The sequence below is a fragment of the Paracidobacterium acidisoli genome, assembly GCF_003428625.2.
In the GTDB taxonomy this organism is placed as follows: domain Bacteria; phylum Acidobacteriota; class Terriglobia; order Terriglobales; family Acidobacteriaceae; genus Paracidobacterium; species Paracidobacterium acidisoli.
This window is the reverse complement of record NZ_QVQT02000004.1, coordinates 176645-202302: the sequence shown is the minus strand read 5'-3', so window position 1 is coordinate 202302 and position 25658 is coordinate 176645. Positions and strand designations below refer to the sequence as shown.

Annotated in this window: 23 protein-coding genes; 14 read left to right on the top strand and 9 right to left on the bottom strand. The window is 61.3% G+C overall.

Annotated features, from left to right (window positions below):
* Nucleotides 1–41 precede the first annotated feature (41 nt).
* The 3 genes from D0Y96_RS11935 to D0Y96_RS20740 all read left to right on the top strand — a co-directional run bounded on the left by D0Y96_RS11935 (nt 42) and on the right by D0Y96_RS20740 (nt 3179).
* Nucleotides 42–863 carry a tetratricopeptide repeat protein gene (locus D0Y96_RS11935; protein WP_117301009.1) on the top strand — a complete coding sequence of 274 codons (822 nt, stop codon included), beginning with the start codon at nt 42–44 and terminating at the stop codon, nt 861–863.
* A 295-nt stretch (nt 864–1158) separates the two neighbouring features.
* Entirely contained in the window at nt 1159–2676 is a 1518-nt protein-coding gene (accC, locus tag D0Y96_RS11930) for an acetyl-CoA carboxylase biotin carboxylase subunit (RefSeq protein ID WP_117300158.1), read from the top strand.
* A complete protein-coding gene (locus D0Y96_RS20740) occupies nt 2673–3179 on the top strand; it encodes an acyl-CoA carboxylase biotin carboxyl carrier protein subunit (protein ID WP_158562365.1) in 507 nt (168 codons plus the stop codon). Before accC ends, D0Y96_RS20740 begins: the two co-directional genes overlap by 4 nt.
* Nucleotides 3180–3343: 164 nt before the next feature.
* On the opposite strand, the gene D0Y96_RS11920 is transcribed toward D0Y96_RS20740, so the two are convergent.
* The 4 genes from D0Y96_RS11920 to D0Y96_RS11905 form a co-directional block, all read right to left on the bottom strand.
* Entirely contained in the window at nt 3344–4333 is a 990-nt protein-coding gene (locus tag D0Y96_RS11920) for a Gfo/Idh/MocA family protein (RefSeq protein ID WP_117300154.1), read from the bottom strand.
* 34 nt (nt 4334–4367) lie between these two features.
* Complete coding sequence (locus D0Y96_RS11915; protein ID WP_350449048.1) at nt 4368–5441, bottom strand: SurA N-terminal domain-containing protein; 1074 nt, start codon at nt 5439–5441, stop codon at nt 4368–4370.
* 207 nt (nt 5442–5648) lie between these two features.
* Nucleotides 5649–6626 (bottom strand): DsbA family protein, encoded by a 978-nt coding sequence (locus D0Y96_RS11910; protein ID WP_252263728.1) that lies wholly within the window; start codon nt 6624–6626, stop codon nt 5649–5651.
* A gap of 209 nt (nt 6627–6835) precedes the next feature.
* The gene (locus tag D0Y96_RS11905; RefSeq protein WP_158562364.1) at nt 6836–9427 is read right to left on the bottom strand and encodes an LPS-assembly protein LptD; all 2592 of its coding nucleotides are present in this window, start codon (nt 9425–9427) and stop codon (nt 6836–6838) included.
* A 284-nt stretch (nt 9428–9711) separates the two neighbouring features.
* Here D0Y96_RS11905 and D0Y96_RS11900 point away from each other — a divergent pair, with 284 nt between their 5' ends.
* Nucleotides 9712–10962, top strand: coding sequence for an RDD family protein (locus D0Y96_RS11900; protein WP_117300148.1), 1251 nt, complete (start codon nt 9712–9714; stop codon nt 10960–10962).
* Between the two features lie 21 nt (nt 10963–10983).
* Here D0Y96_RS11900 and D0Y96_RS11895 read toward each other — a convergent pair whose 3' ends face one another.
* Nucleotides 10984–11871 carry a hypothetical protein gene (locus D0Y96_RS11895; RefSeq protein WP_147325037.1) on the bottom strand — a complete coding sequence of 296 codons (888 nt, stop codon included), beginning with the start codon at nt 11869–11871 and terminating at the stop codon, nt 10984–10986.
* A gap of 77 nt (nt 11872–11948) precedes the next feature.
* Nucleotides 11949–12944, bottom strand: a complete 996-nt coding sequence (gene mltG / locus D0Y96_RS11890) for an endolytic transglycosylase MltG (protein WP_117300144.1) — start codon at nt 12942–12944, stop codon at nt 11949–11951.
* 122 nt (nt 12945–13066) lie between these two features.
* Here mltG and ruvX point away from each other — a divergent pair, with 122 nt between their 5' ends.
* From ruvX to D0Y96_RS11875, 3 genes are all read left to right on the top strand, one after another.
* Nucleotides 13067–13489, top strand: a complete 423-nt coding sequence (ruvX, locus tag D0Y96_RS11885) for a Holliday junction resolvase RuvX (protein WP_252263727.1) — start codon at nt 13067–13069, stop codon at nt 13487–13489.
* Between the two features lie 122 nt (nt 13490–13611).
* Nucleotides 13612–14085: a GreA/GreB family elongation factor gene (locus D0Y96_RS11880; protein ID WP_117300140.1), complete on the top strand. Its 474-nt coding sequence runs from the start codon at nt 13612–13614 to the stop codon at nt 14083–14085.
* Between the two features lie 7 nt (nt 14086–14092).
* Nucleotides 14093–14821: a CDP-alcohol phosphatidyltransferase family protein gene (locus tag D0Y96_RS11875; protein ID WP_117300138.1), complete on the top strand. Its 729-nt coding sequence runs from the start codon at nt 14093–14095 to the stop codon at nt 14819–14821.
* A 12-nt stretch (nt 14822–14833) separates the two neighbouring features.
* Here D0Y96_RS11875 and D0Y96_RS11870 read toward each other — a convergent pair whose 3' ends face one another.
* On the bottom strand, nt 14834–15328 hold the full coding sequence (locus tag D0Y96_RS11870) for a GNAT family N-acetyltransferase (protein ID WP_117300136.1): 495 nt from the start codon (nt 15326–15328) through the stop codon (nt 14834–14836).
* 146 nt (nt 15329–15474) lie between these two features.
* Between D0Y96_RS11870 and tilS the strand changes: the two genes are divergently transcribed.
* The 5 genes from tilS (at nt 15475) to D0Y96_RS11845 (ending at nt 21445) form a co-directional block, all read left to right on the top strand.
* Nucleotides 15475–16839 carry a tRNA lysidine(34) synthetase TilS gene (tilS, locus tag D0Y96_RS11865; protein ID WP_252263726.1) on the top strand — a complete coding sequence of 455 codons (1365 nt, stop codon included), beginning with the start codon at nt 15475–15477 and terminating at the stop codon, nt 16837–16839.
* A 229-nt stretch (nt 16840–17068) separates the two neighbouring features.
* Nucleotides 17069–18985, top strand: a complete 1917-nt coding sequence (gene ftsH / locus D0Y96_RS11860; RefSeq protein ID WP_117300132.1) for an ATP-dependent zinc metalloprotease FtsH — start codon at nt 17069–17071, stop codon at nt 18983–18985.
* Between the two features lie 91 nt (nt 18986–19076).
* Entirely contained in the window at nt 19077–19610 is a 534-nt protein-coding gene (gene lptE / locus D0Y96_RS11855) for an LPS assembly lipoprotein LptE (RefSeq protein ID WP_117300130.1), read from the top strand.
* Between the two features lie 71 nt (nt 19611–19681).
* A complete protein-coding gene (holA, locus tag D0Y96_RS11850) occupies nt 19682–20818 on the top strand; it encodes a DNA polymerase III subunit delta (RefSeq protein ID WP_117300128.1) in 1137 nt (378 codons plus the stop codon).
* 54 nt (nt 20819–20872) lie between these two features.
* Nucleotides 20873–21445: a pyridoxamine 5'-phosphate oxidase family protein gene (locus D0Y96_RS11845; RefSeq protein ID WP_117300126.1), complete on the top strand. Its 573-nt coding sequence runs from the start codon at nt 20873–20875 to the stop codon at nt 21443–21445.
* Between the two features lie 4 nt (nt 21446–21449).
* On the opposite strand, the gene D0Y96_RS11840 is transcribed toward D0Y96_RS11845, so the two are convergent.
* Both D0Y96_RS11840 and D0Y96_RS11835 read right to left on the bottom strand, forming a co-directional pair.
* Complete coding sequence (locus D0Y96_RS11840; RefSeq protein WP_117300124.1) at nt 21450–23129, bottom strand: type II secretion system protein GspD; 1680 nt, start codon at nt 23127–23129, stop codon at nt 21450–21452.
* Between the two features lie 73 nt (nt 23130–23202).
* Nucleotides 23203–24138 carry a DMT family transporter gene (locus D0Y96_RS11835; RefSeq protein ID WP_117300122.1) on the bottom strand — a complete coding sequence of 312 codons (936 nt, stop codon included), beginning with the start codon at nt 24136–24138 and terminating at the stop codon, nt 23203–23205.
* Between D0Y96_RS11835 and D0Y96_RS20735 the strand changes: the two genes are divergently transcribed.
* The gene (locus tag D0Y96_RS20735; protein ID WP_350449047.1) at nt 24097–24492 is read left to right on the top strand and encodes a heme-binding protein; all 396 of its coding nucleotides are present in this window, start codon (nt 24097–24099) and stop codon (nt 24490–24492) included. The two genes, D0Y96_RS11835 and D0Y96_RS20735, sit on opposite strands and share 42 nt — an antisense overlap.
* On the top strand, nt 24414–25613 hold the full coding sequence (fdhA, locus tag D0Y96_RS11830) for a formaldehyde dehydrogenase, glutathione-independent (protein ID WP_117300120.1): 1200 nt from the start codon (nt 24414–24416) through the stop codon (nt 25611–25613). Before D0Y96_RS20735 ends, fdhA begins: the two co-directional genes overlap by 79 nt.
* Nucleotides 25614–25658: the final 45 nt, after the last annotated feature.

Sequence of the window (25658 nt, the reverse complement as noted above, 5' to 3'; positions counted from 1 at the left end):
TGCCATCTCAGGCAGGCGGCCTGAAGGAGAAGGAAGACAGAATGAATCGAATCGCACGTGTACCGGTGCTGGCAGCCGCCACGATCGCATTGGTGGCGTCTATGGCCGGGTGCAAGCGCCTTGAAGCCCGGGATCAGCTCAATAAGGGTGTTCAGGCCTATAAGGCGGCCAAGTATGAAGAGGCTATCGGCCACTTCCAGAAGGCAGTGAATCTCGATCCAACCTATCCGATGACCCGGCTGTATCTTGCCACGGCTTACATGCAGCAGGTGACTCCGGACAATACCAGCCCAGACAACCTGAAGACTGCGCAGATGGCGATCAATACCTATCAGCAGGTGCTTCAGGACCATCCGAACGATCCGGGCAGCCTGAAGGGCATCGCCGCTCTGTACTATGACATCGATAAATTCGATGACGCGAAGCAGTGGCAGATGAAGGTGCTGCAGGCTGATCCGCAGGATGCCGAGGCTGCATACACCATTGGCGTGATCGACTTCGGCAAGGCGCTCCGCAATGCCACGAAGGTGATTACAGGCGCCAACCAGCAGGTGGATGGAGTAGGCAATGCCAAGCTGCCGGTGAAGGATTGCAAGGATCTTGCGACGCAGAACAGCCCGCTGATCGATGATGGCTTCACTTATCTGAACCAGGCGATTCAGATTCGGCCGAACTACGAAGACGCGATGGCGTATCTCAACCTCATGTACCGCCGTAAAGCGGAGATTGAGTGCGGAGACGATGCGGCGCGCAAGGCCGATATTGCCAAGGCCGACGAGTGGCGCGAGAAGGCTATGGGCGTCCGCAAGGAAGCGGAAGAGAAGGCTAACAGCAAATCGCAGGGCGGCATTGTGATGAAGTAGGCGGTTTACCTTCCGAGCAGAACGTGAAGCCCCCGGATTCCGGGGGCTTTGCACTTTCGGGATGGAAGCGAGGGACGCAGGTCAGTTTGCAATGCAGAGAAAGCAAACCATCCCTCAGCGGCTGAAGCTGCGCTCCTTTTGAACCTCTTACGGCATCCTTCGACTTCGCTCAGCGCAGGCTCTGAAGGTATGCCCTTTCCAAACCATTCAAACTGACCCACTACCGAAGCGAGAGCTGATTGCCGGGAGAGGCGCGGTGTGATTTAGAATCCTTCCTTGCTTCCTGCGGAGCCGCATGGCCTTTACCAAAATTCTGATTGCAAACCGCGGTGAGATTGCGCTGCGCGTGGAGCGCGCCTGCCGCGAACTGGGGATTGCCACCGTCGCGGTGTATTCCGACGCAGACCGTGCAGCGCCGCACGTGATGGAAGCGGATGAGGCGTACCGGCTTGGTCCGGCGCCGGCGACGGAGTCGTATCTTCGCGGTGATCTGATTCTGAAGATTGCCCGCGAGTCGGGCGCGCAGGCGATTCATCCGGGATATGGCTTTCTTTCGGAAAATGCGGATTTCGCGCTGGCGTGCGAAGAGGCGGGGATAAAGTTTATCGGGCCGACGGCGCAGGCGATGCGGGCGCTCGGATCGAAGACCCGCGCGCGTCAGGCGGCGGATAAGGCGGGGATGCCGCGCACGCCTGGATCGACCGAGGCGCTGGCCTCGCTCGACGAGGCGTATGAGGTCGCGGAGCAGATCGGGTATCCGGTGATGCTCAAGGCGGCTGCGGGCGGCGGCGGCAAGGGGATGCGGGCCATCACTCGGCGCGAAGAGCTGGCGAGCGCTTTTACATCGGCGCAGAGCGAGGCGGAGCGGGCATTCGGTTCGGGCGAGGTCTATCTCGAAAAGCTGATTGAGCGGCCGCGGCATATCGAGATACAGGTGCTGGCCGATGAGCATGGTCACTGCATCTCGCTTGGAGAGCGGGAATGCTCGGTGCAGCGGCGGCATCAGAAGGTAATTGAAGAAGCGCCGTCTGCGGTTGTGGATGAAGAACTGCGGCAGCGGATGGGAGAGGCTGCGGTGCGGCTGGCGCAGTCGGCTGGATATACGAATGCAGGCACGGTCGAATTTTTGCTGGATGACAGCGGGAGTTTTTATTTTCTCGAGATGAATACGCGGCTGCAGGTGGAACATCCGGTAACTGAGCTGGTGACAGGTCTGGACCTGGTGCACCTGCAGATTCACATTGCCGAGGGTGAGCCACTGCCTTTGAAGCAGGAGGATGTGCAGCTTCGCGGCCATGCGATCGAGTGCCGTATCTATGCCGAAGATCCGGAGAATGGATTTTTTCCGTCGCCGGGCCGCATTACACGGCTGCTGCAGCCGGGCGGGCCGGGTATTCGCGAAGACAGCGGCATTTACGAGGGCTGGGTGGTGCCGATGGATTATGACCCGATGCTTTCCAAGCTGATTGCGTATGCGCCGACGCGTAAGATGGTGGTTGCGCGGATGCTGCGTGCGCTGGATGAGTATGTGATTGGCGGCATCCGGAGCAACCTGAACCTTTTTCGCCGCATTCTGCATGATGAGGACTTTCGCGCCGCGCGCATCGATACGGGCTACCTCGATCGTTTATTGCAAAGGGATTCCGGTACAGAGGGAGAAGCGTCTGCCGAAGTGAAGGATGCGGCGATCCCTGCGGTGCTGGGCGCGGCGATCTTCGAAACGTTGCGCGGCGATGGCGCGGCCAGGACAGCCGGGACGGCAAGCGCAGGCGGGTGGAAGCTGCAGGCCAGGCGGGGAGCGCTGCGCGGGTGAGGATCGAGATTGAAATGGGCGGGCAGCTTCGCAAAGTGCAGCTGGAGCAGGCGGCGGAGAACGGCGTCTGGCGTGCTTCTGTCGACGGAGAGAGCGTCACTGCAGAAGCGCGGCTGCTGCGGCCGGGAGTGCTTTCGCTGATCGTCGATGGCCGCTCTTACCGGATTGTGCTGGAAGAGAGCGCAGCGGAGGAGCAGGTGTTGTTCGCGGGAACGGAGCGGATGGCGTATCGAGTCGAAGATCCGCGCTCATTGCGATCGCGGCGAACGCATGGCGGAGGCACCGATGGGCCGAAGACTCTGAAGGCATCGATGCCGGGCCGCGTGGTGCGGCTGCTGGCGGCAAAGGGCGAGACAGTGAGAGCGCACCAGGGAATTGTGGTGATCGAAGCGATGAAAATGCAGAATGAGGTGAAGTCGCCGAAGGATGGGCGGGTAACCGAGATTCACGTCGGAGCCGGCGATACCGTGACGGCAGGAGATGTGCTGGCAGTGATTGAGTGAAGACAGGGCACAGGGCACAGGGCACAGGGCACAGGGCACAGGGCACAGGGCACAGGGCACAGGGCACAGGGCACAGGGCACAGGGCATCATTCAGGCAGGAAAGGTTGTATTGGCTGGCTGATTTCTAACCGCTAATCCCCAAGGGCTAACCCCTGCTCCCGGATTATGGCGTCTGGGTTTCGCCGGTGCGCCAGCTGCGGTAAGCGGCGTCGAGGATGCGCTGGTTGATCAGGCCGTCGGTGCCCGGGGAGCGGTATTCCACGCCGCCTTCGATCCAGGCGGAAAAGCCATCGAGCATTCTGCCATAGGCGTCGGCGTTGGAGACGGTCTCAACGGATTCAACCTCGGTGCGGCGGCGCAGCATCACTTCTACAGGATGGTCGACGGTGAGGCCGTTTTCGCAGAGAATGGCGCCGGTTTCGCCAACCACTTCGATCACCGTTCGATATGCGGTGCGGGTGGTGACGGTAACGGCTCCCATGGCTCCTGAGGCGAATGCGAGCGCCAGCGCAGCGTGCGATTCGACGGAGCCGGAGTGAGCATCGCGATGCGCGAGAGTGCTGATCTGCGCGACGGTAGTGTCGAGGATAAAGCGCAGCGCATCGATGCAGTGGATGGCCACGTCGCCGATGGGGCCGCCGAGGGCGAGCGAGGAGTCGTAAATCCAGACGCGCGGGCTGGCGGCGGCATTGAAGGCGAACTGCGACTGCGCGAGTGCCGGCGCGCCGATGCGACCTTCGGCGATCCACTGGCGGATGAGCTCAAGACTGCGGTAGTAGCGCATGTTCTGCGCGACACCGAAGCGAATGCCCGCCGCGTTTGCGGCAGAGAGCATCTGTTCGGCTTCGGAGGCATTCATGGCGAGCGGCTTCTCGCAGAGAATATGTTTGCCGTGACGCGCCGCGGTGAGCACATCGGCGAGGTGCAATGCGTCGGGTGATGCGATAAAGACGGCATCGATCTCCGGCGAGGCGCAGAGGTCGCCGGCGGAGGCAAAGACGCGGGGGATGCTGTATGCGCGCGCGTTGGCTTCGGCTTTTACCGGATCGCGGCGCCACAAGCCGGCGAGCTGCGAGGATTGCGCGTATGAAAAGCCGGGGACCATGCGCTTGATGGCATGATGGCCGAAGCCGAGGATGCCGTACCGGATCATTCGCTCTTCCTCTGTTTTCGTTCTTCTTCCGGGGTTACTGCGCGCCTTCTTTGAAGACCTCTTCCGCGAAGTAATTTGTGACGTGGGCCTGGTCGCGAAGCATTTCGAGGTACGCGTTTTTGAGGAGCTGGGAGCGGCTGTCGCGCAGCTGCTGGCGGATGGCCTGCTGTACGCGGGGATCGTTGAGCTCGCGCTGGCCGGCGGCTTCGCGGTCGATGAGCTTGTAGATGGCATAGCCGATGGCCTGCTTCGATCCGGCCGAGGCATAGACGGGCAGGATCTCGGTGATCTGACCGGGCTTCAGTTTGGCGACCGCGTTGTAGACATCGGCATCGGCGTGGAGCTGCGACTCGGTGACAAAGCCCATGTCACCGCCGTTGGGAGCGGTGTCGGGCCGCTCGGAGAAGTTCATGGCGAGGGCGCCGAAATCTTCTCCGCTTTCGAGGCGGTTGTGCAGCATCTGCACCTTCTTCTTCGCCTCGGCGTCGTTCATCGCCTTGCTGTTCTGGAGATTGCCGGCCTGCTGCGGCTGAGTGGGGATGGAGGTGACGACGATCTCAGCCAGATGGTACTGGGGCTCGATGAGATTGAACTCCGCTTTGTGCTCGTTGTAGTAGCCGGCGATGTCGGCGTCGGTGATGTTGATGCGGGAGTTGATTTCCTTATTGAAGAGCTTCTCTTCGGTCTTGCTGCGGCGGATTTCCTTTTTCAGATCGTCGAGCGTGAGGTGCTGCGAGTCGAGACGCTTCTGAAACTCTTCCTGGGTAAACGGAGCCTTGATCTCGTTGAGCTTCGAGTCCACTTCCTCGTCGGTGGCGGAGAGGTTCATCCTGGCCGCGCGCTGCATCAGAATCTCTTCGTCGATGAGCTGGCGCAGAATGTTGAGGCGAACGATATCGGCCTGCACCTTCGACGGCTGCTGGTGCGAGTTGCCGAGGTTGTTCTGGTAGATGGTCTCGACCTCGCCGCGCAGGATCGGCTTGCCGTTTACGGAAGCGAGCGTGTCCGGGGTGTGCCCGCGCTGGCATCCGGTAACGGCGCAGACCATGCCGAGAGCAAAGGCCGCGAAGGCTGCGCGGCGGGTGACTCCGGCCGGCGTTCTACGCACGTTATGTCGGGGGAAGGTCTTTGCAGCAGCGAACAATGGGAATTGCAACAGTCATCTCCAGGGACGCCGGCGAGGCGGCGTCCGAATCGGCAGGTATCTCCGGTCCGTAATTACCAGCATAACTGGCCGAAAGGCAATTATCAGCATAATCGGCGGAAAGCCCGCTGCATAGGGCGGGCTGACAGGGTGATTGCAGAACGGAAGAACCTATTCAGAAGGGGTGGCTCCGGCCGGTTTACTTTCCTGGGAAGGCGTGGCGGGGGCGACCTTCTGCTCGACGGGAGGGGTCTGGCCTGCGGCGCGAAGGGCGCGGTCGATCATCAGATCGAGATCGGCCGCAGGCAGGGCGCCGGACCAGCGATCGCCATTGACGAAAAAGGTCGGGGTGGCATTGACTCCCAGCCTGTCTCCCACGTGCATCTCGGCCCGAATCTGCGAGTCGTCCTGTTTGGTGATGCAGGCGTCGAGCTTTACGGCATCGACGTTCTGACGGGTGCCTTCCTGGCGGGCGAGCTTGTCGAGCATAGCCGCGGATTTGGCGGGATCGTGATCGGGGCCGCTCACATCTTCTCCGTGAGTATGGAGGTAGTCGACGTAGTTCCAGTAGGCGATCGGATTTTCCGCGGCGAGGCAGTTGGCATTCACGGCGGCGTGCATGGCCCAGGGATGCAGCTCGGTGAGCGGGTAATCGAGATAGATGATGCGGATGAGATCTTTATACCGCTCGAGGGTAGCCGGGAAAAACTCGGCGTGCATGCGCGCACAGTAGGGGCATTCGAGATCGTCGAAGTTGACGATGGTGACCTTTGCCGCAGGATTGCCGCGAATGGGGCGGTTGGCGATGGGAAAGACGGCGGCGGGATCTTTGCTGATATCCCACTTTGCCAGGCGAGCGAGCGTGTTGCCGTCTTTGGAGATCAGATAATCGAGCGTCTGCGTGTGGTCGGGATGGCCGGGCAGCGAGAAGGTGATGGTGATGGTGTCATAGCCGGGAATATCGCTGCGTGTATGGGGTCCGACGGCAACGCTGTATTGCGGAGGGACATTCAGCTCAGAGCGCACGAGGAGCTCAATCTTGCGATCGACTGCGCTGGGGGCGCTGTCGACGGGCGCGGTCTGAGCTTTGCATCCGGCAGCCAGGAGCAGCAGGACGAGGCAGCCCTGCAGAAAACGGGTTCGGTACAAGTCAATCCACCTTTCGGCCGGGCGGCTTCGCAACGTATGCATTATTATCCCATTCCTGGCATCGGGGAAGACCGGGAGGGCCTTTCAGCAATGGGGCAGTTTGAAAAGCCGTCCCTCAGGGGCTAAGGCCCCGCACTTATCGTGCCCTTTGCGGCAGGGTTGAAGTCGTGACCTTCCAGACAGCATGAAACTGATCCGCTGCCGGACCTTCAGAAGAGTCGCAGACGGCGGGAGAGGTTTCCGAGCGAGGCGAAGCCGGAGAAGCTGAAGCTGTAGAGGTATTCGGTGTCGTCGCGGATCGATCCCAGAGAGAACTTTCGCCACTGGATGGCGAGGCCGCAGCAATCCAGATTATAGGCGGCCTGCACGGCTCCGTACTGGAGCTGCTCATGGACCAGGTCATAGGCGGCGTTGATTCCTGTGCTGAAGCCCAGCTTGGTCTCGGAGCCGTAGCTGCTGGCGAGATGAATCTGGTGGTATGCGTTCTTCTCCGTCGTGGATGGTGTTACCTGGGGAAGAGAGCCGGGAGGGGGACCGGGAGGAGTATTCAGATACGCGTCGCCGAACTGAAAGCGATATTCGCCGGTGTGGAATGTGGTGTAGAGATTGCTCGACAGCAGGCGGCCGGTCTTTGTGTCGTAGTCCAGATCCCACTCGAAGTCCGTGGCTGCGGTGGTGCGGGCATGCAGACGCGAGATGACCGGCGAATAGTGCCGAGAGCTGGTGAGGAAGTCGATGCCGGAGAAATCGAGGGTGGTGAGCAGGGGATTGGGTGTGCCGCGTGTGATGGCGCGGTCGAATCCGGGCTCGAAGAAGTACTTCTGCGCGACCTTCCAGCTCAGCCAGTCGACGGGGCTGCCGGTGCAGGTGCTTTGCGGCAGGACCTCGACGGGCTCGATCTCTTCCGGTCCGGAGGCGAGAGGGATGGAGGGCGGGCGAGCGTCTTCGCGTCCGGTTACGTCGGCTTCACTGCAGGGATGCGGATGCTGCTGGCGGAGGTAGAAGCGCTGGGTCAGCGAGTACTCGATCTCATTGGTGTTGCTGGCGATGTCGGTGTCGTCGAAGCGCAGGATCTGCCGGAAATTATTGATGCCGGTCACGTAGTGGTACTGGATATCAGGCTCGAGGACGTGCCGGACCGTTCCTCCGGTAAGTTTCTGCAGCCAGGGCGCGCTGAAGTCGCGCTCGAGAGCCGGCGGGCGGAGGTCGAAGCCGGTCTGGATGGCCATGCGGTTGATTCCCTCGAGGCGGACCGTGGGGAAGTTTGTGAGGGGTGTATCGTTCTGGCTTTTTCCGTACCAGGTGTCGCGCAGCCCGAATTCGGGGCGGAAGCTCCAGCCGGCGAAGTGCAGCGGCAGAGAAAGATGGGGGTTGAAATCGGTGCGGGGCACTTCCGCCGTAGTGCGGAAGTTGGGATAGTCGTACCGCGAGAGAGCGGCGGCGGAGCCGGTGAAGTCCCAGAGGAGCCAGCTTTTGCCGAGATGACGCTCGGCGGTGTCGACGTCGAGCTCAGGAAGGTGCAGGATGCGGACCTCGTCGCCGGCCGGTGAGGCTGCCTGGAAGTTCTGGTAGCGATTGACGCGGATGCTGCGCCAGATGTCGTCGTGCTCATGCGTGATAAAGGCCTGGGACTTGATCTCAGAGTTGATGGCGACGGCGTAGCTTTCCTCGAAGACGAGCCGGTAGAGGTAGGAGCTGAGGTATTCTCCGTCGATGACGGCACGGGCGTGCGGACCGAGATCGTAGCGTCCGTCCACATTGACGTCGATGCCGCCCTGGTTGGTGAGCTTTGAACAGCTGGGCGGGGCGCAGCCGCGGTCGAGGAGGCTGTGGAAGCGGATATTTCCGAAGTTCTCGCCGAGGCCTTTGTAGCGGAACATTCCATTCGGAGCGAAGCCGCGCTTTGAGTAGTATTGCGCGGCGGCGGTGATGTCGGCGCTGCGGCCCAGGGTGAGATAGAAGCCTTCGCCCAGAATCCAGCCGCGGGTCGTGTTTTTCCCGAAGTAGGGAAGGAGGATTCCGGACTGGCGGGTGTTTTCGCCGACGGCGCGGGATACATAAGGAAGGTAGAAGAGTGGAATGTGCAGGAGCTGGAAGAGCGCGTTTTTCGTGGTCGCCTTGTCGTTGGCGAGCTCGATGTCGCCGGCGAGGATGCTCCAGTCGGGATCGGGCAGGCGGCAGGAGGTCATGGTGCCGTGCAGGACGCGATAGCGTTTTTTGCCGAGCTGCAGAATCTCTTTTCCGGTGAGCGCGTATGGATTGGGTGAGGTGTAGATGACTTTGCCGTGGCCGGCGCGCTGCACGCCGATGGTGCCGGCGACGTCGTAGAAGTGGCCGGTGTCCTGCTGCAGGTTGATGGTGCCGTGCGTGCTTTCGAAGTGCTCGTCGTCGGGGCCGCCGTCGACGAGCATGTGGCCGGAGGCGATGACGTCGCCGGTGTCGTCGTTGTAGGTCGCGTGGTCGGCGCGAACGACATAATTGCGGTAGTAGATTACGACGTTGCCGTCGAGCGCGTAGAGATTGCCTTTTGCCGTGGGGGTGCGGGTCTGCGAGTCGGCAATGATCTTTACCGGCGTGCCGGAGAGCGGAGACGGGACAGGATGCGCTTCCGGAAGGGAGCTTTGCAGATCAGGCGCATCGGGCAGCGTATTCGATGAGGCATCCGGCGTGGAGGCAGGAGTCTGGCCGGCGGTCTGCTGCGTTTGATCCGCCGGGGGAAACTGCCTCGTTACTGCCTGCGGCCAAAGCTGCGGATGACACAGTAACAGCAGCGTGATACACAAAAACAAGCGGACTCTCATCGCGAGGGGCAACTCCAGCATAGCAAAGCGGAAGAGCCATGCCCTAAGCGCTGACAGCGCCGCTGCTCTGGCTCGAAAATTCGTAGTCTCGCCCGCATTGGAGTATCGCCAATGGACATGAGACGCGTGTATCGGGACCCCTGCCTTGCCTGGATGTTGTGCGCAGGGGTGATGAATCCGCTGCCTCCTCGCCTTTTTCGAATGCCTGGTCACAACAACAGACGTGTCCGCTCCGGATTCCGTTGCGAGAGCCGGCAGCGAGCGCGTGGAACAAGAGGGTTGCATTGAGCACTTCGTCGAATCGTCTGCCTGCGTGGAAAGAAGAAGTAAACGCCCGTCTGCATGAACACCGGAACCGGCGGGGCCAGACAGCGGAGAAGCAGCCGGCGCTCCCCGGGATGGAAGGCGCCGTGGACGGGAAGACTTCGCGCGCGTCCAGCCTGGCGGCACGCGTGGCGGAGCGGTACGCGAATATTCCCAGCTACAGCGAGATGCTGGCGGCCGAAGCCGCCAGGGCCGCACGCGCCGCGGAAGAGGCCGCCAGGGCAGCGCAGGAGGTCCACGCGGCGGCTCAGGCGCTGCTGGCAGAGCTGCCGGTATTCTGCGAGGAGCCGGAAGCGGAGTTTGCGCTGACTCCGCCGGCCGCGGCGGAGCCGGTGGTGATGATCGCCAGCCGAGAGCCGGAATGGATTCCGGAGCCGGTACGGTACAAGGTCAGCCAGGAGTCGCTGCCGGAAATGCGGAAGGCTCCTCCCCAGGCGCGCGCCGGGGCGCATCCTATGATCACGGAAGCTGAGGAGCCGGCGACGGACCTGTATGAAGAGGCCCTTCGGGAACCGGCTCAGCCGCTGCCGGCCCGGATTCTGGAGTTTCCCCGGGAACTGATCGCTTCCCGCAAGGCCCGGCCCCGGATCGCGGAGGGTCCGCTGCGCGATGCGGGGGAGCCCGAGCAGTCGCAGCTTCGGATTTTTGAAGTGGAAGCCGACGCCATTTCGACGGAGCCGGTTACAGAGCCGGTGCTGACTGAGTGGCATTCCATCCGCCTTGATGCGGCACCGGAGGGGGAAATGCCGGAGCCAAAACGCACCGCAGAGCCATCTTCGGTGTTTGCGTTGGATATGCCGCTGCATACGGCGCCACTCGAAGACCGGCTGATGGCGGCGATTGTCGATGTGGCTCTGGTGCTGGGAGCCTTCCTGCTCTTCGTGCTGGTATTTGTGGCGTGCACGGCGCATCCGCCGTCGGGGAAACCTGCGCTGATTGCCGCGGCATGTGCTCTGCTGGGTCTGTCTGTGCTGTATCAGTGGATCTTCTTCAGCTGGGCGTCGGGGACACCGGGGATGCGCTACGCAAAGATCGCGCTCTGCACCTTCGACGATGAGAATCCGACGCGCAGGGCGATGCGCGGACGCGTAGCCGCACTGCTGCTCTCAGCCCTGCCGCTCGGGCTTGGATTTTTGTGGGCCTTTTTCGACGAGGACCATCTGGGCTGGCATGACCGCATTACCCGGACCTATCAGCGGAGTTACCGGTAAGGCGGCCCAACCGATGCAGAATCAGTCGAGATTCTGAATCTGAGTGCTCGGCGGGATCTTTAATTCGAACTGGTCGTCGGTGAGCGGCTGATTGACGATCAGCTTCTGCAGACTGATGAGGATCTGGTACTCCTGCAGCGGCCGCTCGATGGTGATGGTGGCGGGAAACTGCTGTGCGCCGAAGGTCTGCAGGGGACCGTACAGGGCGCGAGTTTCGATGGCGCCGTCCTTGTCGTAAATATCTTCCTCATACGGACGAAGGTCGACCCGGCTGAAGTGAATGACGCGCACCGGCGCGAGCAGATTGCTGGAGCCTTCGCGGTGCAGAACCGTCAGGTCGTATTCGGGCTCAAGCATCAGCTTTTTTGTCTTCGGATCGATCTTTGTGTCGGTGTCGGCCGTGAGCGTGTAGAGCTCGTTCGGATCGATCGCTTTAATCAGCAGCGAATCGAAGAAGACGTTTGGCCGCATATTTTCAAGCTGATTCGGCGACTGCTTCGTTACGGTGTTGCTTCCTTCGATGGCCTTGTTCTTGGAAGGAATGATCAGCTTAAACGTATCGCCATTGCTGGCCATGTCGAAGGCGATGGTGTGTATAAAGGGCACAAAGCCGAGGACGCGGATGGACTCCGGCTTGCGCATGAGGATGTAACCGCTGAAGGAGGTGTAGGTCTTTTCCTTTCCCTGGCGCGGGCCGCCGGTGGTGGCGCGGAACTCCACGGTCGCATTCAGAGAGCGGATGGTGTCGTACTGCTGATTGAGTTTGGCGATGAGCTGGTCGGCGGTTGCATTGAGGACGACGGAGGGCATCTTCGCCTGCTTCACCTTGCGCGTGGTGTAAAAGCAACCCGTCAGCGCGGGAAGCGCCAGAGCCAGGCCGATCCAGATTGTCGCGCGGGGCCTCCGCATCCGGTTATTCATTTATTACGAAACTTCGATCTGATACGAAACTGCGAGTATATCTGGTTGCATTATTGTTATCCGGGTTACCGGGAGCCGCTGGAGCGCAGTGCGCGCCGGTAGGCCTGTACGTTCTGTGCATGTTCCTCGAGTGTGGCTGAAAAGCGCGAGTGACCTGAAGGGTCGGCTCCGGCGGCCACGAAGTAGAGATAGTCGGTCCGGGTGGGGTGCATGGCGGCGCGCAGCGATGCGATGCCCGGATTGCAGATGGGACCTGGCGGCAGGCCTGGATGTTTGTAGGTGTTGTAGGACGAGTCGGCCTGCAGGTCCGACTCATAAATCGTACCGCGGTAGCGCCCGTCGAGCAGCGCGGCATAGATGACGGAGGGGTCGGTCATCAGGGGCATGTCCCGCGAGAGGCGATTGCTGAAGACGCTGGCGACCAGGGGACGCTCGAAGTCGATCGGCGTCTCTTTCTCGACGAGCGAGGCCAGGGTGACGACCTGGTGATAGCCGGAGGAGAGGCCGATTTCGGCAGAGCGGGTGCGAAAGCGCCTGACCATGGTTGCGAGAATCTCGACCGGCGTGGAGGTGCGCTGAAAGCGGTAGGTATCGGGAAAGAGATAGCCTTCGAGGCTGGGAGCGGACGGATCGAGATCGGCGACGAGGGAGACGTTCTGCTTCGCGGCATCCAGGAAGGCGGCTTTTGTGCCCAGCTTCGAGGCTTCGACCCGCGCCGCGATGTCGAAGAGGTTGGAGCCTTCGGGAATGGTGAGGCTGAGGGTGTAGACATCGCCGCGGCGGAGGCGGTCATAGACCTCGGCCATACGCGCCGGATGATCGAAGCGGTACTCGCCGGCCTTGATGGTGCCTCCCTTTGCCAGGTGGAGCGCAAGGAAGACGAATTTGCTGCGCACGAGGCCGTCCTGCTTCAAAAGAGCGGCGATGCGCATGGTGGGTGTGCCGGGCGTGATATCCACGAAGGTTTCCGAAGACGGACCAGCCGGGACCAGCAGGGTGTAGCCTGCGGCGGCAAAGAGCAACAGAATGAGCAGAAAGAACAGAAAAAGGAGGCGTCGCACCGATAAAGGCCTTTTTGTTTTGATTCCTCTCTCGATTTTAAGATGCGGCGATTCGGGAGAACCTTCATGAGCGATGGTGCCGTAACATCCATGATGTGGAAGAGCGTCCTGGGACAGAGCGAATGATGGGGCTCGATATCGGCGACCGGCGAATCGGCGTGGCGGTTTCCGATGAGCTGGGGCTGACGGCTCAGCCGGTGCTGACGCTGGTGCGGAAGAACCGGAAGCAGGACCTGAAGTCGCTGGGGCGGCTGCTGCGGAAATACGGGTGTGCGGCGATTGTGGCGGGAAATCCGCTGTATATGTCGGGCGATGTGAGTCCGCAGGCGGAGAAGGCGCAGGCCTTTGCGCATTTGCTGCGCGAGGAGTTCGGGCTGCCGGTGTACCTGTGGGACGAACGGCTGACGACGACCGAGGCGCATCGCCATCTGCAGGCGGCGGGGCGGCCGGCGACCGAGCATCGCGAGGTTGTGGATCAGGTGGCAGCGGTGCTGATTCTGCAGGGCTTCATGGATGCGCGGCGGGTGCAGACGGCATCTGACTGAGGGAAAGTACGGCGTCTGAGGGTCCTTTGGCTGACCGGCGTCCCGTATAATGAGCAGAACGGTACAGGCCACAGCTGTGGGTCAGAGACGGCTCATACCCATGAGCCGCAACGGATATTTACATGCCCGAACACATCAAGAAAAAGCTACTGGAAGAGATCAGGCTGCTTGAGCATGAGCTCACGCATGAGCTTCCTGCCGAGATCAAGAAGGCTGTCGCGCTGGGCGATCTGAGCGAGAACGCTGAATACCATATGGCCAAGCAGCGGCAGGAGTTCGTCAATGCCCGCCTGGGACAGCTGAAGAAGCGCATGGGAGACCTGGCGCTCGTCAACCTTGCCAATATTCCCAAAGACCGCGTGGCGTTCGGTTCGACGGTGCTGGTTTACGATACGAACAAAGACGAGAAGATCGAGTACAAGCTGGTCACCAGCGAAGAGTCAGACGTGACCAAAGGACTGATCTCGACGACCTCGCCTATCGGCAGGAGCCTGGTAGGCAAACAGGTCGGTGATATGGCGACGGTGGTGACACCGAACGGTAACCGGGAACTGGAAGTCCTGAAGTTGACGACCATTCACGACGAAGCGGAATAAACCAGTCATGACGTGGACCAGCGCATTTGGGCGTGCCTGCGGGGTGCTGCTGCAGGCGATTGTGAACGGGCTCGCGCTTACTCGTATTTCGCCGAATGTGCTGACATTCATCGGCCTGGTGATCAATACGGGCGCGGCGATCCTGTTCGGCTTCGCCAACGACCGGAACTATGTCCGCATGTTTCTTTACGCGGGTCTGGTGATTATCGGCGCCGGCATCTTCGATATGGTCGACGGCCGGGTGGCGCGGCAGACGAAGCAGGTGACCGTCTTCGGCGCGTTCTTCGATTCGGTGATCGACCGCTACTCCGATGTCGTGCTGTTCTTCGGTCTGCTGGTCTTTTACGCCCGCGGAAATCGTTTGTTCTATGTCTTTCTGGCGGCGTTTGTGATGATCACGTCGCTGATGGTGAGTTATACCCGGGCAAGGGCCGAGGCGCTGATCGGCCAGTGCAAGGTGGGCTTTATGGAGCGGCCGGAGCGGATCGTGCTGATTATTCTGGGCGCACTGTTCGACCGCTGGGGAGCGATGGCGCCGGTGCTGTGGGTGCTTGCCGTGATCTCGACGATCACGGTGATCCACCGCATTCGCTATACCTACGTGATGACCCGCGATATGGCTCCGGTGGCCGACACGAAGCCGCTGGTTCTGAGGGAGATTCGGGCGCAGCGCGAATCCGGTTCGGCGCAGGAGCATGGCGCGGAGCTTCCGGCGCATACGGCTCCGCACGCTTAGACGCCTGCCGGATCAGACCTCGGGCGCGTGGAAGTGCATCTCATTTGTCGTTTTGAATCCAAGGATTTCATACAGGTAACGTCCCTTTTCCGTTGCATGGAGAGCGGTGACGCGAATCCCGCGACGTTGCGCCTCGGCGAGCGCGAGCTGGATCAGAGAATGGCCCAGGCGCTGACGGCGGTACTCCGGCTCGACGAAGACATTGAGCAGATAAGCGCGCTGTGAGCCCTCGGGATCGAGGGGATGCGGGGGCCAGTCGAGGAGAAGCATGCCGGCACTGGCGGCGACGGCAGGGCGCTCTCTTTCGAGGCTGCGATCTTCGATGAGCCAGCCGATGTAGGCGCCATCCTGAATACGCTGCGCGACCCAGCGCTCGTGAGACTGCTCCATGCGCGCGAGATCGGAGCTGGTGCCGAGTCCGGCGTCCGCAAACATAAGACGGCGATGGCGGCTGATGAGGGCGGCATCGGAGGGCAGAGCGAAACGCGTGGCGAACGAATCTGTCATCAGGGCATTATTATCTACGTTCGGGACCGGGGTCGGATTGCACTGAGCAGGGTAGTTTCCACGGCCTTTGGGGATGGATGGGGGATCGAAAGGGCTCGATGAGCGGCGAGGCACCAGCGTTCGATCGGAGATTTTTGAGGCCAGGGATGCGGCTGGGGGTTGCTGTTTCCGGCGGCGCGGATTCTGTAGCTCTGCTGCGGCTGCTGGCGGGTGCGGCTTCGGAGGCGGGGCTGGTGCTCACGGTTCTGCATGTGCACCACGGCATGCGGGAGGCGGACGCAGAGATGGATGCGGAGTTTGTGGCGGCGCTGGCCGGGCGGCTGGGGCTGGCTTTCCGGCTGCATCACGTGCAGGTACCTGTGGTGGCGAAGGAGCGGGGCGAGACGCTGGAAGAGGCAGCGCGGAATCTGCGCTATGGGTGGTTTCGGGAGCTGCTGGCGGCGGAAGAGATGGACGCGGTGGCGACGGCGCATACGCTGGATGATCAGGCGGAGACCGTGGTGCAGAAGCTGCTGCGGGGAGCGTGGACGGAAGGCCTGGGGGGGATTCATCCGCGGGTTCAGTACCCGGGAGGGTTCATCCTGCGGCCGCTGCTGGAGGTAAGGCGGACGGAGATTGAGGGATGGCTGCGAGCGACGGGGCAGGAGTGGCGGGAAGATCTGTCGAACCGGGACACGGCGTTTACCCGGAACCGCGTCCGGCATGAGCTGCTGCCGCAGATGGAGGGATATAACCCGCAGATTAAAAGCCAGTTAGCGCATATGGCATCAATTGCGCGCGAGGAAGAGGCCTACTGGGAGACGGAGCTGAAGCGCATTTTGCCGGGGCTGGTGCTGCCTGGAAGAGCGGTGCGAGGCGGGGGACGGGCGGTTTCGACGCATCCGGATGAAGGCACCGTGGGCATGGAAGTGGAGCGGTTGCGGGCGCTCGATGGTGCGATGCGGCGGCGTGTGGTGCGGGCGGCGGCGGCCGGACTGGGGTACGAGTTGAACTTCGGGCAGACGGAGCGGCTTATGGCACTGTGCGAGCCGTCTTTGCCGTCGGGCCGGGCGCGGCGGGAGATGCTCGGCGAGGGCCTGATGGCAGAGAGGACGCTGCGGGAGCTGCGGCTGGAGCGGAAAGCCGCCGCGGGCGAGGATCAGGAGGCGCTGCCGGAGCTGGAGCTGAGGATTCCGGGGACGCTGAGGGTGGAGAAGTGGAAGCTGAGCCTGACGGCGACGCTGGCCGGGGATGAGGCGGGTCCGGCAACGATGGCGAGGCTTCGGGCTCCGAAGCCGGGGGACCGTGTGTATATGCGGTACACGCACGGGCCGCGTCCGTTAAAGGAGATCTTTGAGCGTTTGCGCGTGGATGCCGCGGAGCGGCGCAACTGGCCGCTGGTGGAATGGCAGGGGAAGATCGTCTGGATGAAGGATGTAACGCTGGAGCCCGATCCGTCGGTTCCGTTTCGCATTATGGAAGAAACGGGGGAGCCGGCTGCGCGAAAGGGGCAGAACGAATCCCTCCCCTGATGTGCCGGTGCAGGGTAGAATGAAGAATGCGTGAACGGCGTTCGGTTGACGGGGAGCAGTTTTTGTCCTGCATCAAGGTTTGATGCTTCGTTCGCTCCCTTTGTAACGTCTAATGCATGAGGGCCGATGTGAAGCGGCGAGCCTGAGGCCGGAGTCGGGACCGGGGCCGCGAAATGGACTTCCTCCATACGGTCTGTTGTGACGCACGAGAAAAAAGAGGTTTCCCTACGTGAATTCAACCGTCAAGACGATCATCTTCTGGGTGTTCATCTTTGCGTGCCTGGTGCTGCTGTGGCAGGTGTTTCAGCGCAGCAGCGGAATGGGCAGCAAGGACCAGGAGATCAAATTCTCACAGTTCCTGCAGAACGTGGAACAGAATCAGGTCACGGAAGTGACTGTGGTGGGAGGCGAGGTTCACGGCTCTGAACATGTCGACCCGAAGAGTTTCCATGTAACGGTTCCGACGAACTACCCCCATCTGTTCGACATTCTCGATCAGAATCACGTTCAGGTCACGGTCAAGGACAATCAGGGCAGCGCGTGGTGGAGCATCCTGATTCAGTTCTCGCCGGTAATCGTGATTGCCGCCCTCTGGTTCTTCATGATCCGGCAGATGCAGAGCGGCGGAAACAAGGCGCTCTCGTTCGGCAAGAGCCGGGCGCGTCTGCTTTCGATGCAGCAGAAGAAGATCACCTTCAAAGACGTTGCGGGCGTGGATGAGGCCAAGGAAGAGCTGAAGGAGATCATCGAATTTCTGCGCGAGGCGCAGAAGTTTCAGAAGCTCGGCGGGCGGATTCCGAAGGGCGTGCTGCTGGTGGGTCCTCCGGGAACGGGCAAGACGCTGCTGGCGCGTGCTGTGGCCGGCGAGGCGAATGTGCCGTTCTTCTCGATCTCCGGCTCCGACTTTGTGGAGATGTTTGTCGGAGTGGGCGCGAGCCGCGTGCGCGATCTGTTCGAGCAGGGCAAGAAGAATGCTCCGTGCATCATTTTCATTGACGAAATCGACGCAGTGGGACGGCATCGCGGTGCCGGACTGGGCGGCGGACACGATGAGCGCGAGCAGACGCTGAACCAGCTGCTGGTGGAGATGGACGGCTTCGAGTCGAACGACGGAGTGATTCTGGTCGCGGCGACGAACCGGCCGGATGTGCTCGATCCTGCGCTGCTGCGTCCAGGACGCTTCGACCGCCGCGTGGTGGTGGGACGGCCGGATGTGCGCGGACGGGAAGAGGTGCTGCGCGTTCACGCCAAGAAGGTGCCGATCTCAGAAGACGTGGACCTGCGGGTACTGGCTCGCGGAACACCGGGCTTCTCAGGCGCCGACCTGGCCAATATGGTCAACGAAGCGGCGCTGAATGCGGCTCGCGCGAATCGCAAGCTGGTCATGATGGCCGATTTTGAAACGGCCAAGGACAAGGTGCTGATGGGCGCGGAGCGGAAGTCGATGCTGCTCTCGGACGAAGAGAAGCGTGTAACGGCGTACCACGAGGCCGGACATGCTCTGGTCGCCGCGATGCGTAAGCATGCCGATCCGCTGCACAAGGTCACGATCATTCCCCGCGGCATGGCGCTGGGCGTGACGATGCAGCTTCCGGAAGACGACAAGCACACGGTGACCAAGGACTATCTTGAGACGCAGCTTTCCATCCTGATGGGTGGACGGATTGCGGAAGAGATTTTCCTCAAGCAGATGACGACCGGAGCCGGCAACGACATCGAGCGCGCGACCGACATGGCGCGCAAAATGGTCTGCGAATACGGTATGAGCCGTCTGGGTCCGCTGACCTTCGGAAAGAAGGAAGAGCAGATTTTCCTCGGCAGAGAGATTGCGCAGCATCGCGATTTCTCAGAGGAAACTGCACGGCAGATCGACGCCGAAGTGCGGAGCCTGGTGGATGAAGCCTATCGCTCGGCCTACAGCATTCTTGACGGAAACCAGCCGATCATGCACCGGATGGCGATGGCACTGCTGGAGCGCGAGACGCTCGACGCGGTGGAGATTCGCCTGATTATCGAAGGCAAGGATCTGCCTCCGCTGAAGCCTTCGGGCGGATCGGGCAGTCCGACAGGCGACGTGCAGCAGATACTGAAGCCGGAACCTGGACGCGGATCGAGCTTCCCCGAAGGAAGTCCGTCACCGGCGTAACCGCCGATCATGACAAACAGGCAGCCCCGACGGGCTGCCTGTTCTTTTTTGCGGAAGCGATACCGGTCATTTCTGCGAGAATAACTCCAGAATGCATCGTGTCCGCGCTGTGGCGCCCTCCGCCTGTCTGCTCTTTTGCCTGATGGTTATCAGCGGCTGCGGCTATCACACCGTCAATTCGGCGGTGCATCTTCCGCAGACGGTGCACACCCTGGCGATTCCTTCGTTCCGGAATAATACGCAGTCGTATCATACGGAGATTGCATTTACAGAAGCGGTGATCCGCGAGTTCAATACCCGTACTTCGTATCACATCGTCACGAACGATGACGCCGCTGCGGACGCGACGCTGAAGGGCACTATCATCGGCTATCAGGTGACTCCGCTGACCTATAACAACACGACCGGCGAATCCTCGAGCTTTCTGATCACGATCACGGCGAAGCTGACGCTGACGGATCGAGAGCATCGGGTGCTGTATCAGAACGGGTCGTATGTCTTCCGGCAGCAGTATCAGGAGACGACCAACCTGGCGAGCTTCATCCAGGAGGATTCTGCCGCGACGCGAAGGCTGTCGCGCGATTTCGCCGAGGCTGCGGTGTCCGATATTCTGGAGTCCTTTTGATGCGAATGCCTGATTTCCGGCCGAAGCTGCGGCATGCATTGCCGGAAGGCATCTCTGCGGAGGGCTGCTGAATGGGCGCGGGCTTTGCGTCGACAGAGCGCTTTCTGAACGAAGTGCGCGGGAATGCACTTCGGCCTGGATATGTGCTGGCCGGAGACGAGATCTTTCTCTACGAGCGCTGCCGCCGTGCCGTACTGGAGGCGCTGGTTCCGCAGGAGCTGCGAGATTTCTGCCTCTCCGATCTGGATCTGGCGGAGACGAATATTTTCGAGGCGCTGGATCGCGCGCGGACACCGTCACTGATGGCGCCCTTTCAGGTGCTCTTTGTGCGCAACCTCAAAACCCTGTACACACGCGGCGCGAAGAAAGAAGAGTTTGCGGCGATCGATGCGTATTTCCGCTCTCCGAATCCGCAGGCTTTGGTGCTGTTTGTTGCAGACCATATCCGGATTCCTTCCGATCCGCGGCGCATGGATATGGAAGATAAAAACCGCTACGAGCGCATTCGCGAAACGCTGGGCGAGTGGTGCGGCGTGGTGGAGCTGGCGCGCGTGGACGAGGCGGACGCACTGCGCTGGATTACCTCGGAGGCGAAGCGGCAGGAGGTGCAGTTCGATGCGGATGCGGCGCGCGAGCTGACGGATGCGCTGGGCGCGGACATGATGCTGATCGCCAGCGAATTCGAGAAGCTGCTGCTATATACGGGCGCGAAACGTCATGTGACGCTGGGCGACGTGGAGACAATGGTGCTGGCGGCGAAGCAACGCTCTCTCTATGAGCTGACCGACGCGATTTCCGCCAAAGACAAGGCGCGCGCGCTGGCGCTGCTGCATGGCCTGCTGAATGCTTCTGACGGCGGAGAGGATTCGGCGATCGGGCATTTGTACATGCTGGCGCGCACGTTCCGGCAGATGCTGGTGATTCTCGAAAAGAACGTGCGTGACTCGCGCGCGATCTGGCAGGCGCTGTGGCAGGGATTCCGCATGCCTCCATTTGCCGCCGATGATCTGATTCGACAGGCTCGCCGGTATAAATCGCGACGCGAGCTGACGCGGGCGCTGCGGCTGATTGCGAAGGCCGATCTGGAGCTGCGCTCGCAGCCTGCAGACAAACGGCTGGTGCTGGAACGGCTGGTGCAGGAGCTGGCAAGCGAGCCGAAGGCCGGCCAGCCCGGCGAAGCATCGCAGCAGTACGCGATGGAGCTGTGAGACCGGGATAAAGCTCCAGCGTCTTTCCTATAATTGACTTCAGGAGATTCGCTCATGGGCAAGCAATTTTCCTCGATTGAGCCTGCGCATCGTGAGTTCATCGAGCGCCAGCGGATTTTTTTCGCCGCCTCCGCCACGGCAGACAGCCGTATCAATGTGTCGCCGCGAGGGACCGATTCGCTGCGCATTCTGAGCGATCATGCGGCTGCATATCTCGATCTGACTGGAAGCGGCAGCGAAACGTCGGCTCATCTGCGAATCGACGGCCGGCTCACGCTGATGTTCTGTGCGCTCGAGGGTGCGCCGACCATTCTGCGTCTGTATGGGCGTGGGCGAAGTCTGCGACGGGGCACCGCGGAGTACGCCGCGCTGCTGGCATCGAATTTCGATGGCAAAGAGATGACCGGTGCACGCCAGATCGTGGTGCTGGATGTCGATCTGGTGCAGACCTCATGCGGATATGGGGTACCGTTTTTCACCTACGCAGGAGAGCGGAATACGCTTGCGCGCTGGGCCGAAGCGAAGGGCGACGAAGGTCTCGAGGAGTATCGCCGCCGGAAGAATATGCGCAGTCTCGACGGCTTATCCACGGGCCTGTTCGACGACAAAGAAGCGCTGACGAAATAAAACTCTACTGAAGACGCCGCAGGTCAATCGCGGTGCCTGTACCGGTGTCGATCTGAGGCGAAACGGGCGGACCTGCGCGTCCTGCGCGCACGATATGCGGGACGACCATGAAGATGATTTCGTCACTCTTTGTTTCGTGCTCCTGCGTGCTGAAGAGGTATTTGAGCAGGGGGAATTCTCCGAGGCCGGGCCAGCCGCTGACGGTTTTGCTGGTCTGCTTTTGCACAAGGCCGGCGATGAGGTTCACCTCTCCATCTTTGAGACGAACGGTCTGCTCGGTCTTCTGCTGATTGATGATGGGCTCGCTTACGTCATCGATGGTTTCGATATTTCCTTCCGAGGAAACCTCGACGCTGAGCTTGAGCGTGACATCGCGATTGGTGTGAATGGTCGGTGTCATGTCGATGTTGACGCCGACGTCGATGTACTGGAACTGCGTTTCGACGCCAGTGACGGCGGCGGTGCTGGAGTAGGAGCCGGTGGCGACGGGCAGGCGCTCTCCGATTTTGAGGGTGGCCTTCTGGCCGTCGGTGGCGCGCAGACGCGGGTTCTGCAGAATGCGCGTGTCGGAGTCGGAGAGAAGCAGATCGGCGGCGGCCTGGCCGATGGAGATGCTGTAGGACGAGCTGCGGGCGATCTGATTGAGTGTCTGCGAGGTGCCGGAGGTGATGGAGAACGAGGTTGGCGGGGAGAGACCGATGGTACGCGTGAGATCGCGGCTGACCTCCATGACGGTGATATCGACGATGACCTCGGGCTTTGGCTGATCGAGGCTGTTGATTAGGGTTTTTGCGAGCAGAAGCTCATCGGGGGTGCCGTGCATGACGATGGCGTTCTGGCTGGGGATGGCGTAAAAGCGGGCGTTGGCGAGCATATTGCGCAGCGCGGTCTGGATGTCGTTGAGATCGGTGTTTTGGGCGACGTTGGTGAGATAGAAGGTCTGGACGGCCTGCTCTTCGAAGGCCTGGCGTTTGGCATGCGTGTTGGCGGCGACAAAGATGGTGTCGTGCGTGACCGGCTTCCAGAAGGTGTCTGAAAGATCACCGAGGATGCGCAGCGCTTCGTAGATCGTCACATTGCGAAGATCGACTTCGATGCGTTTGGGTGTGTACTGCGGATCGAAGAGCACGTTGATGCCGGCGGTTTTGGCGACGGCCCGGTAGACGGAGTCACTCTGCTCGAACATGTGCAGGGTGAGCGGCTCGATGGAGGTGAGCTTGAGCTGCGGCGGAGGGGCTGTCTCCGAGGGCGGCAGATTGCTGCCGGAGGCATTGCCGGGGGTGAGCTCCTTTTCGAGGCTGCGGGCATCGCGATCGGCGAGGGCGTTGGCGGGATCGATTTCAAGAGCCTTGTAGAAGCGAACGAGAGCGTCGACGGAGTGGTGCGCGTCGCGCAGCTTTTCGCCTTCGCGCACATATTCTGAAGCGGCGGCGGAGCGGGTGCGCTCGCGGGCGAGCCGGTAACGGAGATCAGACGGGTCCTGCTCGCAGGCCTGGCGGTAATCGTCATACGCAACGGTGATGCTGCCGCTGCTTTCCGCGGCCTGGCCGTCTTTATAAAGTTGTTTTGCCGACAGGGATGAGCCGGCGTACGCAGAGAGAGAAGTAAAAGCGAGCAACAGCAGCGGAAGAAGCAGGCGCGACAGGAATCGTGCAAGGGATCGTGCAGGCGTACGACGGCTCATGGGTCTCCGGGAAATGCAGAGGGAATACCGTGGGCCACTGGAAAGACGCCGCAGGCGTGGGGTTCGCTCAGGGTTACTGCAGCAGCGTTTCCGGTTCGGGACGGCCGGTGGTGGTGAGCACGATGGCGGCGGCGATGATGCAGGCGCCTCCGACCCATGCGCCGGGGCCGAGGCGGTCGCCGAGGAGCTCGACGCCGAGGATGGAGCCGAGAGCAGGCTCGATGTTGAGGAAGACTCCGGCACGCGAGGCGGGAACGTGATGCATGCCCCAGTTCCACAGCAGTGTGCTGGCGGCGGTGCAGAGCAGACCGCTGGCGGCGACGGCGATCCAGACGCGCAGATGGATGCCGTGGATGGGTGGGACTCCGTCGCGCAGCACGACCCAGAATGCGAGCATGACCATTCCGGTGAGCAGGCCCCAGGCGGTGACGGAGAGAGGGGACTGGCCTTCGGCCATGAGCCGCTGATTCAGCAGAAGCCAGCCGAGAGCGATGACGAGCGAGAGAATAACGAGCAGGTCGCCGGCGAGGGTGGGGTGGTCTCCTGAGGCCGATGCTGCGTGGCTGCCGCCGAGAACGATGAGCGCAACACCGAAGGTGGAGGTGAAGAGCGCGGCCCATCCCTTGCGGTCGAGACGCTCGTGCGTGAAGATCGTCGCGCCGACGGCGAGGATGACGGGCATGGTGCCGACCATGAGCGCTGCGTGGCTGACGGTGGTAAGCGACAGTCCATAGAACTGCAGAAGAAACTGCAGCGGAATGCCGAGGAAGGAGGCAATCAGCAGCAGAATCCACTGGCGGCGGGTGAAGCGCGGCACTCCCATCACCGGCAGCAGGCCGGCGCAGGCAAAGAGGAAGCGGTAGAGCACCATGTGACCGACGCTGAGCTCGGTGAGCGCGATTTTGCCGAAGTAGAAGCCCATGCCCCAGAAGCATCCGGCGAGCGCGCAGGAGGCATAGCCGAGGGTGTGCCTCGAGGCCTGCGTCGCGAAGTCCGGTTTGACGGGCATGGTCTTCTTAGCCTCGCATATCCGGCGCGTCCGGCGAAATTGCTTCTTCTTCCGCAGGTGGAGCCGGCATCCAACGAAAGGGATGCAGCCGCCTCAGCAATCGTCGCGAAGCATTCGGTTCGTGCCGTAATCGCAGGCGGCATCGCTCTTAAAAAGAATGGCAAGGTGGCGGGAGCCATCGGCGCAAGAGATGGTTCAGGCGAACAGGATCATGCGGTGGCCGAAGCCGGCGCAGCCGCTTTCTCATATCAACCCGAAGGGGAGGTTCATCCGTTATGGCGAATAACCATGGAGTCGTTTTTCTCGGTCCGGGCAAGGTCGAGGTGCAGTCGATCGACTATCCCAAATTTGTAAATCCCGCAGGCAAGAGCATCGAGCATGGAGTGATTCTGAAGGTCGTGTCGACGAACATCTGCGGCTCAGACCAGCACATGGTGCGTGGGCGCACCACGGCTCCGAAGGGGCTGGTGCTGGGACATGAGATCACAGGGGAAATTATCGAGAAGGGCAAAGACGTCGAGTATCTGAATATCGGCGACCTTGTGACGGTGCCGTTCAACGTGGCCTGCGGGCGATGCCGCACCTGCCGCGAACAGGCGACGGGCGTGTGTCTCAACGTGAATTCGAGCCGTGCGGGCGGCGCCTACGGATATGTCGACATGGGCGGCTGGGTCGGCGGACAGGCCGAATTTGTGATGGTTCCGTATGCGGACTTTAACCTGATCAAATTTCCGGACAAAGAAAAAGCGCTGGCGAAGATCGCGGATCTGACCATGCTTTCGGACATTCTGCCGACGGGCTTCCACGGCGCGGTCACAGCGGGTGTGGGTGTTGGCTCAACGGTGTATGTGGCCGGAGCGGGACCGGTCGGTCTGGCGGCGGCGGCTTCGGCACGGATTCTGGGAGCGGCAGTGGTGATGATCGGCGATATGAACACCGAGCGGCTGGCGCATGCAAAGTCGGTCGGCTTTGAACCGATCGATCTGAAGAAGAGCGACAAGCTGGAGGAACTGATCGAAGCGGTGATCGGCGTACCCGAAGTGGATGCGTCGGTGGATGCGGTGGGCTTTGAAGCGAAAGGCCATGGGCAGCAGCATGAGACGGAAGCGCCGGCCACGGTGCTGAACTCGCTGATGGCGATTACGCGGGCCGCGGGAGGCATCGGCATTCCGGGACTGTATGTGACGGAAGATCCGGGATCGAAGGACGAAGCGGCGCAGCAGGGCAATCTGAAAATGCGGCTGGGACTGGGCTGGGCGAAGTCGCATCGCTTCTATACCGGGCAGACGCCGGTGCTGAAATATAATCGCGCCCTGATGCAGGCGATTCTGCATGATCGTTTGCCGATTGCAAAAATTGTGAATGCCACGATCATTCCTCTGAACCAGGCGCCGCAGGGCTACACGGACTTCGACCACGGCGCGGCGAAGAAGTTCGTGCTCGATCCTCACGGAGTGCTGAAGAAGGCCGCATAAGGGAAAGACTTCACCGAGGGCAAAGCGAAAGGGCCTCGAAAAATC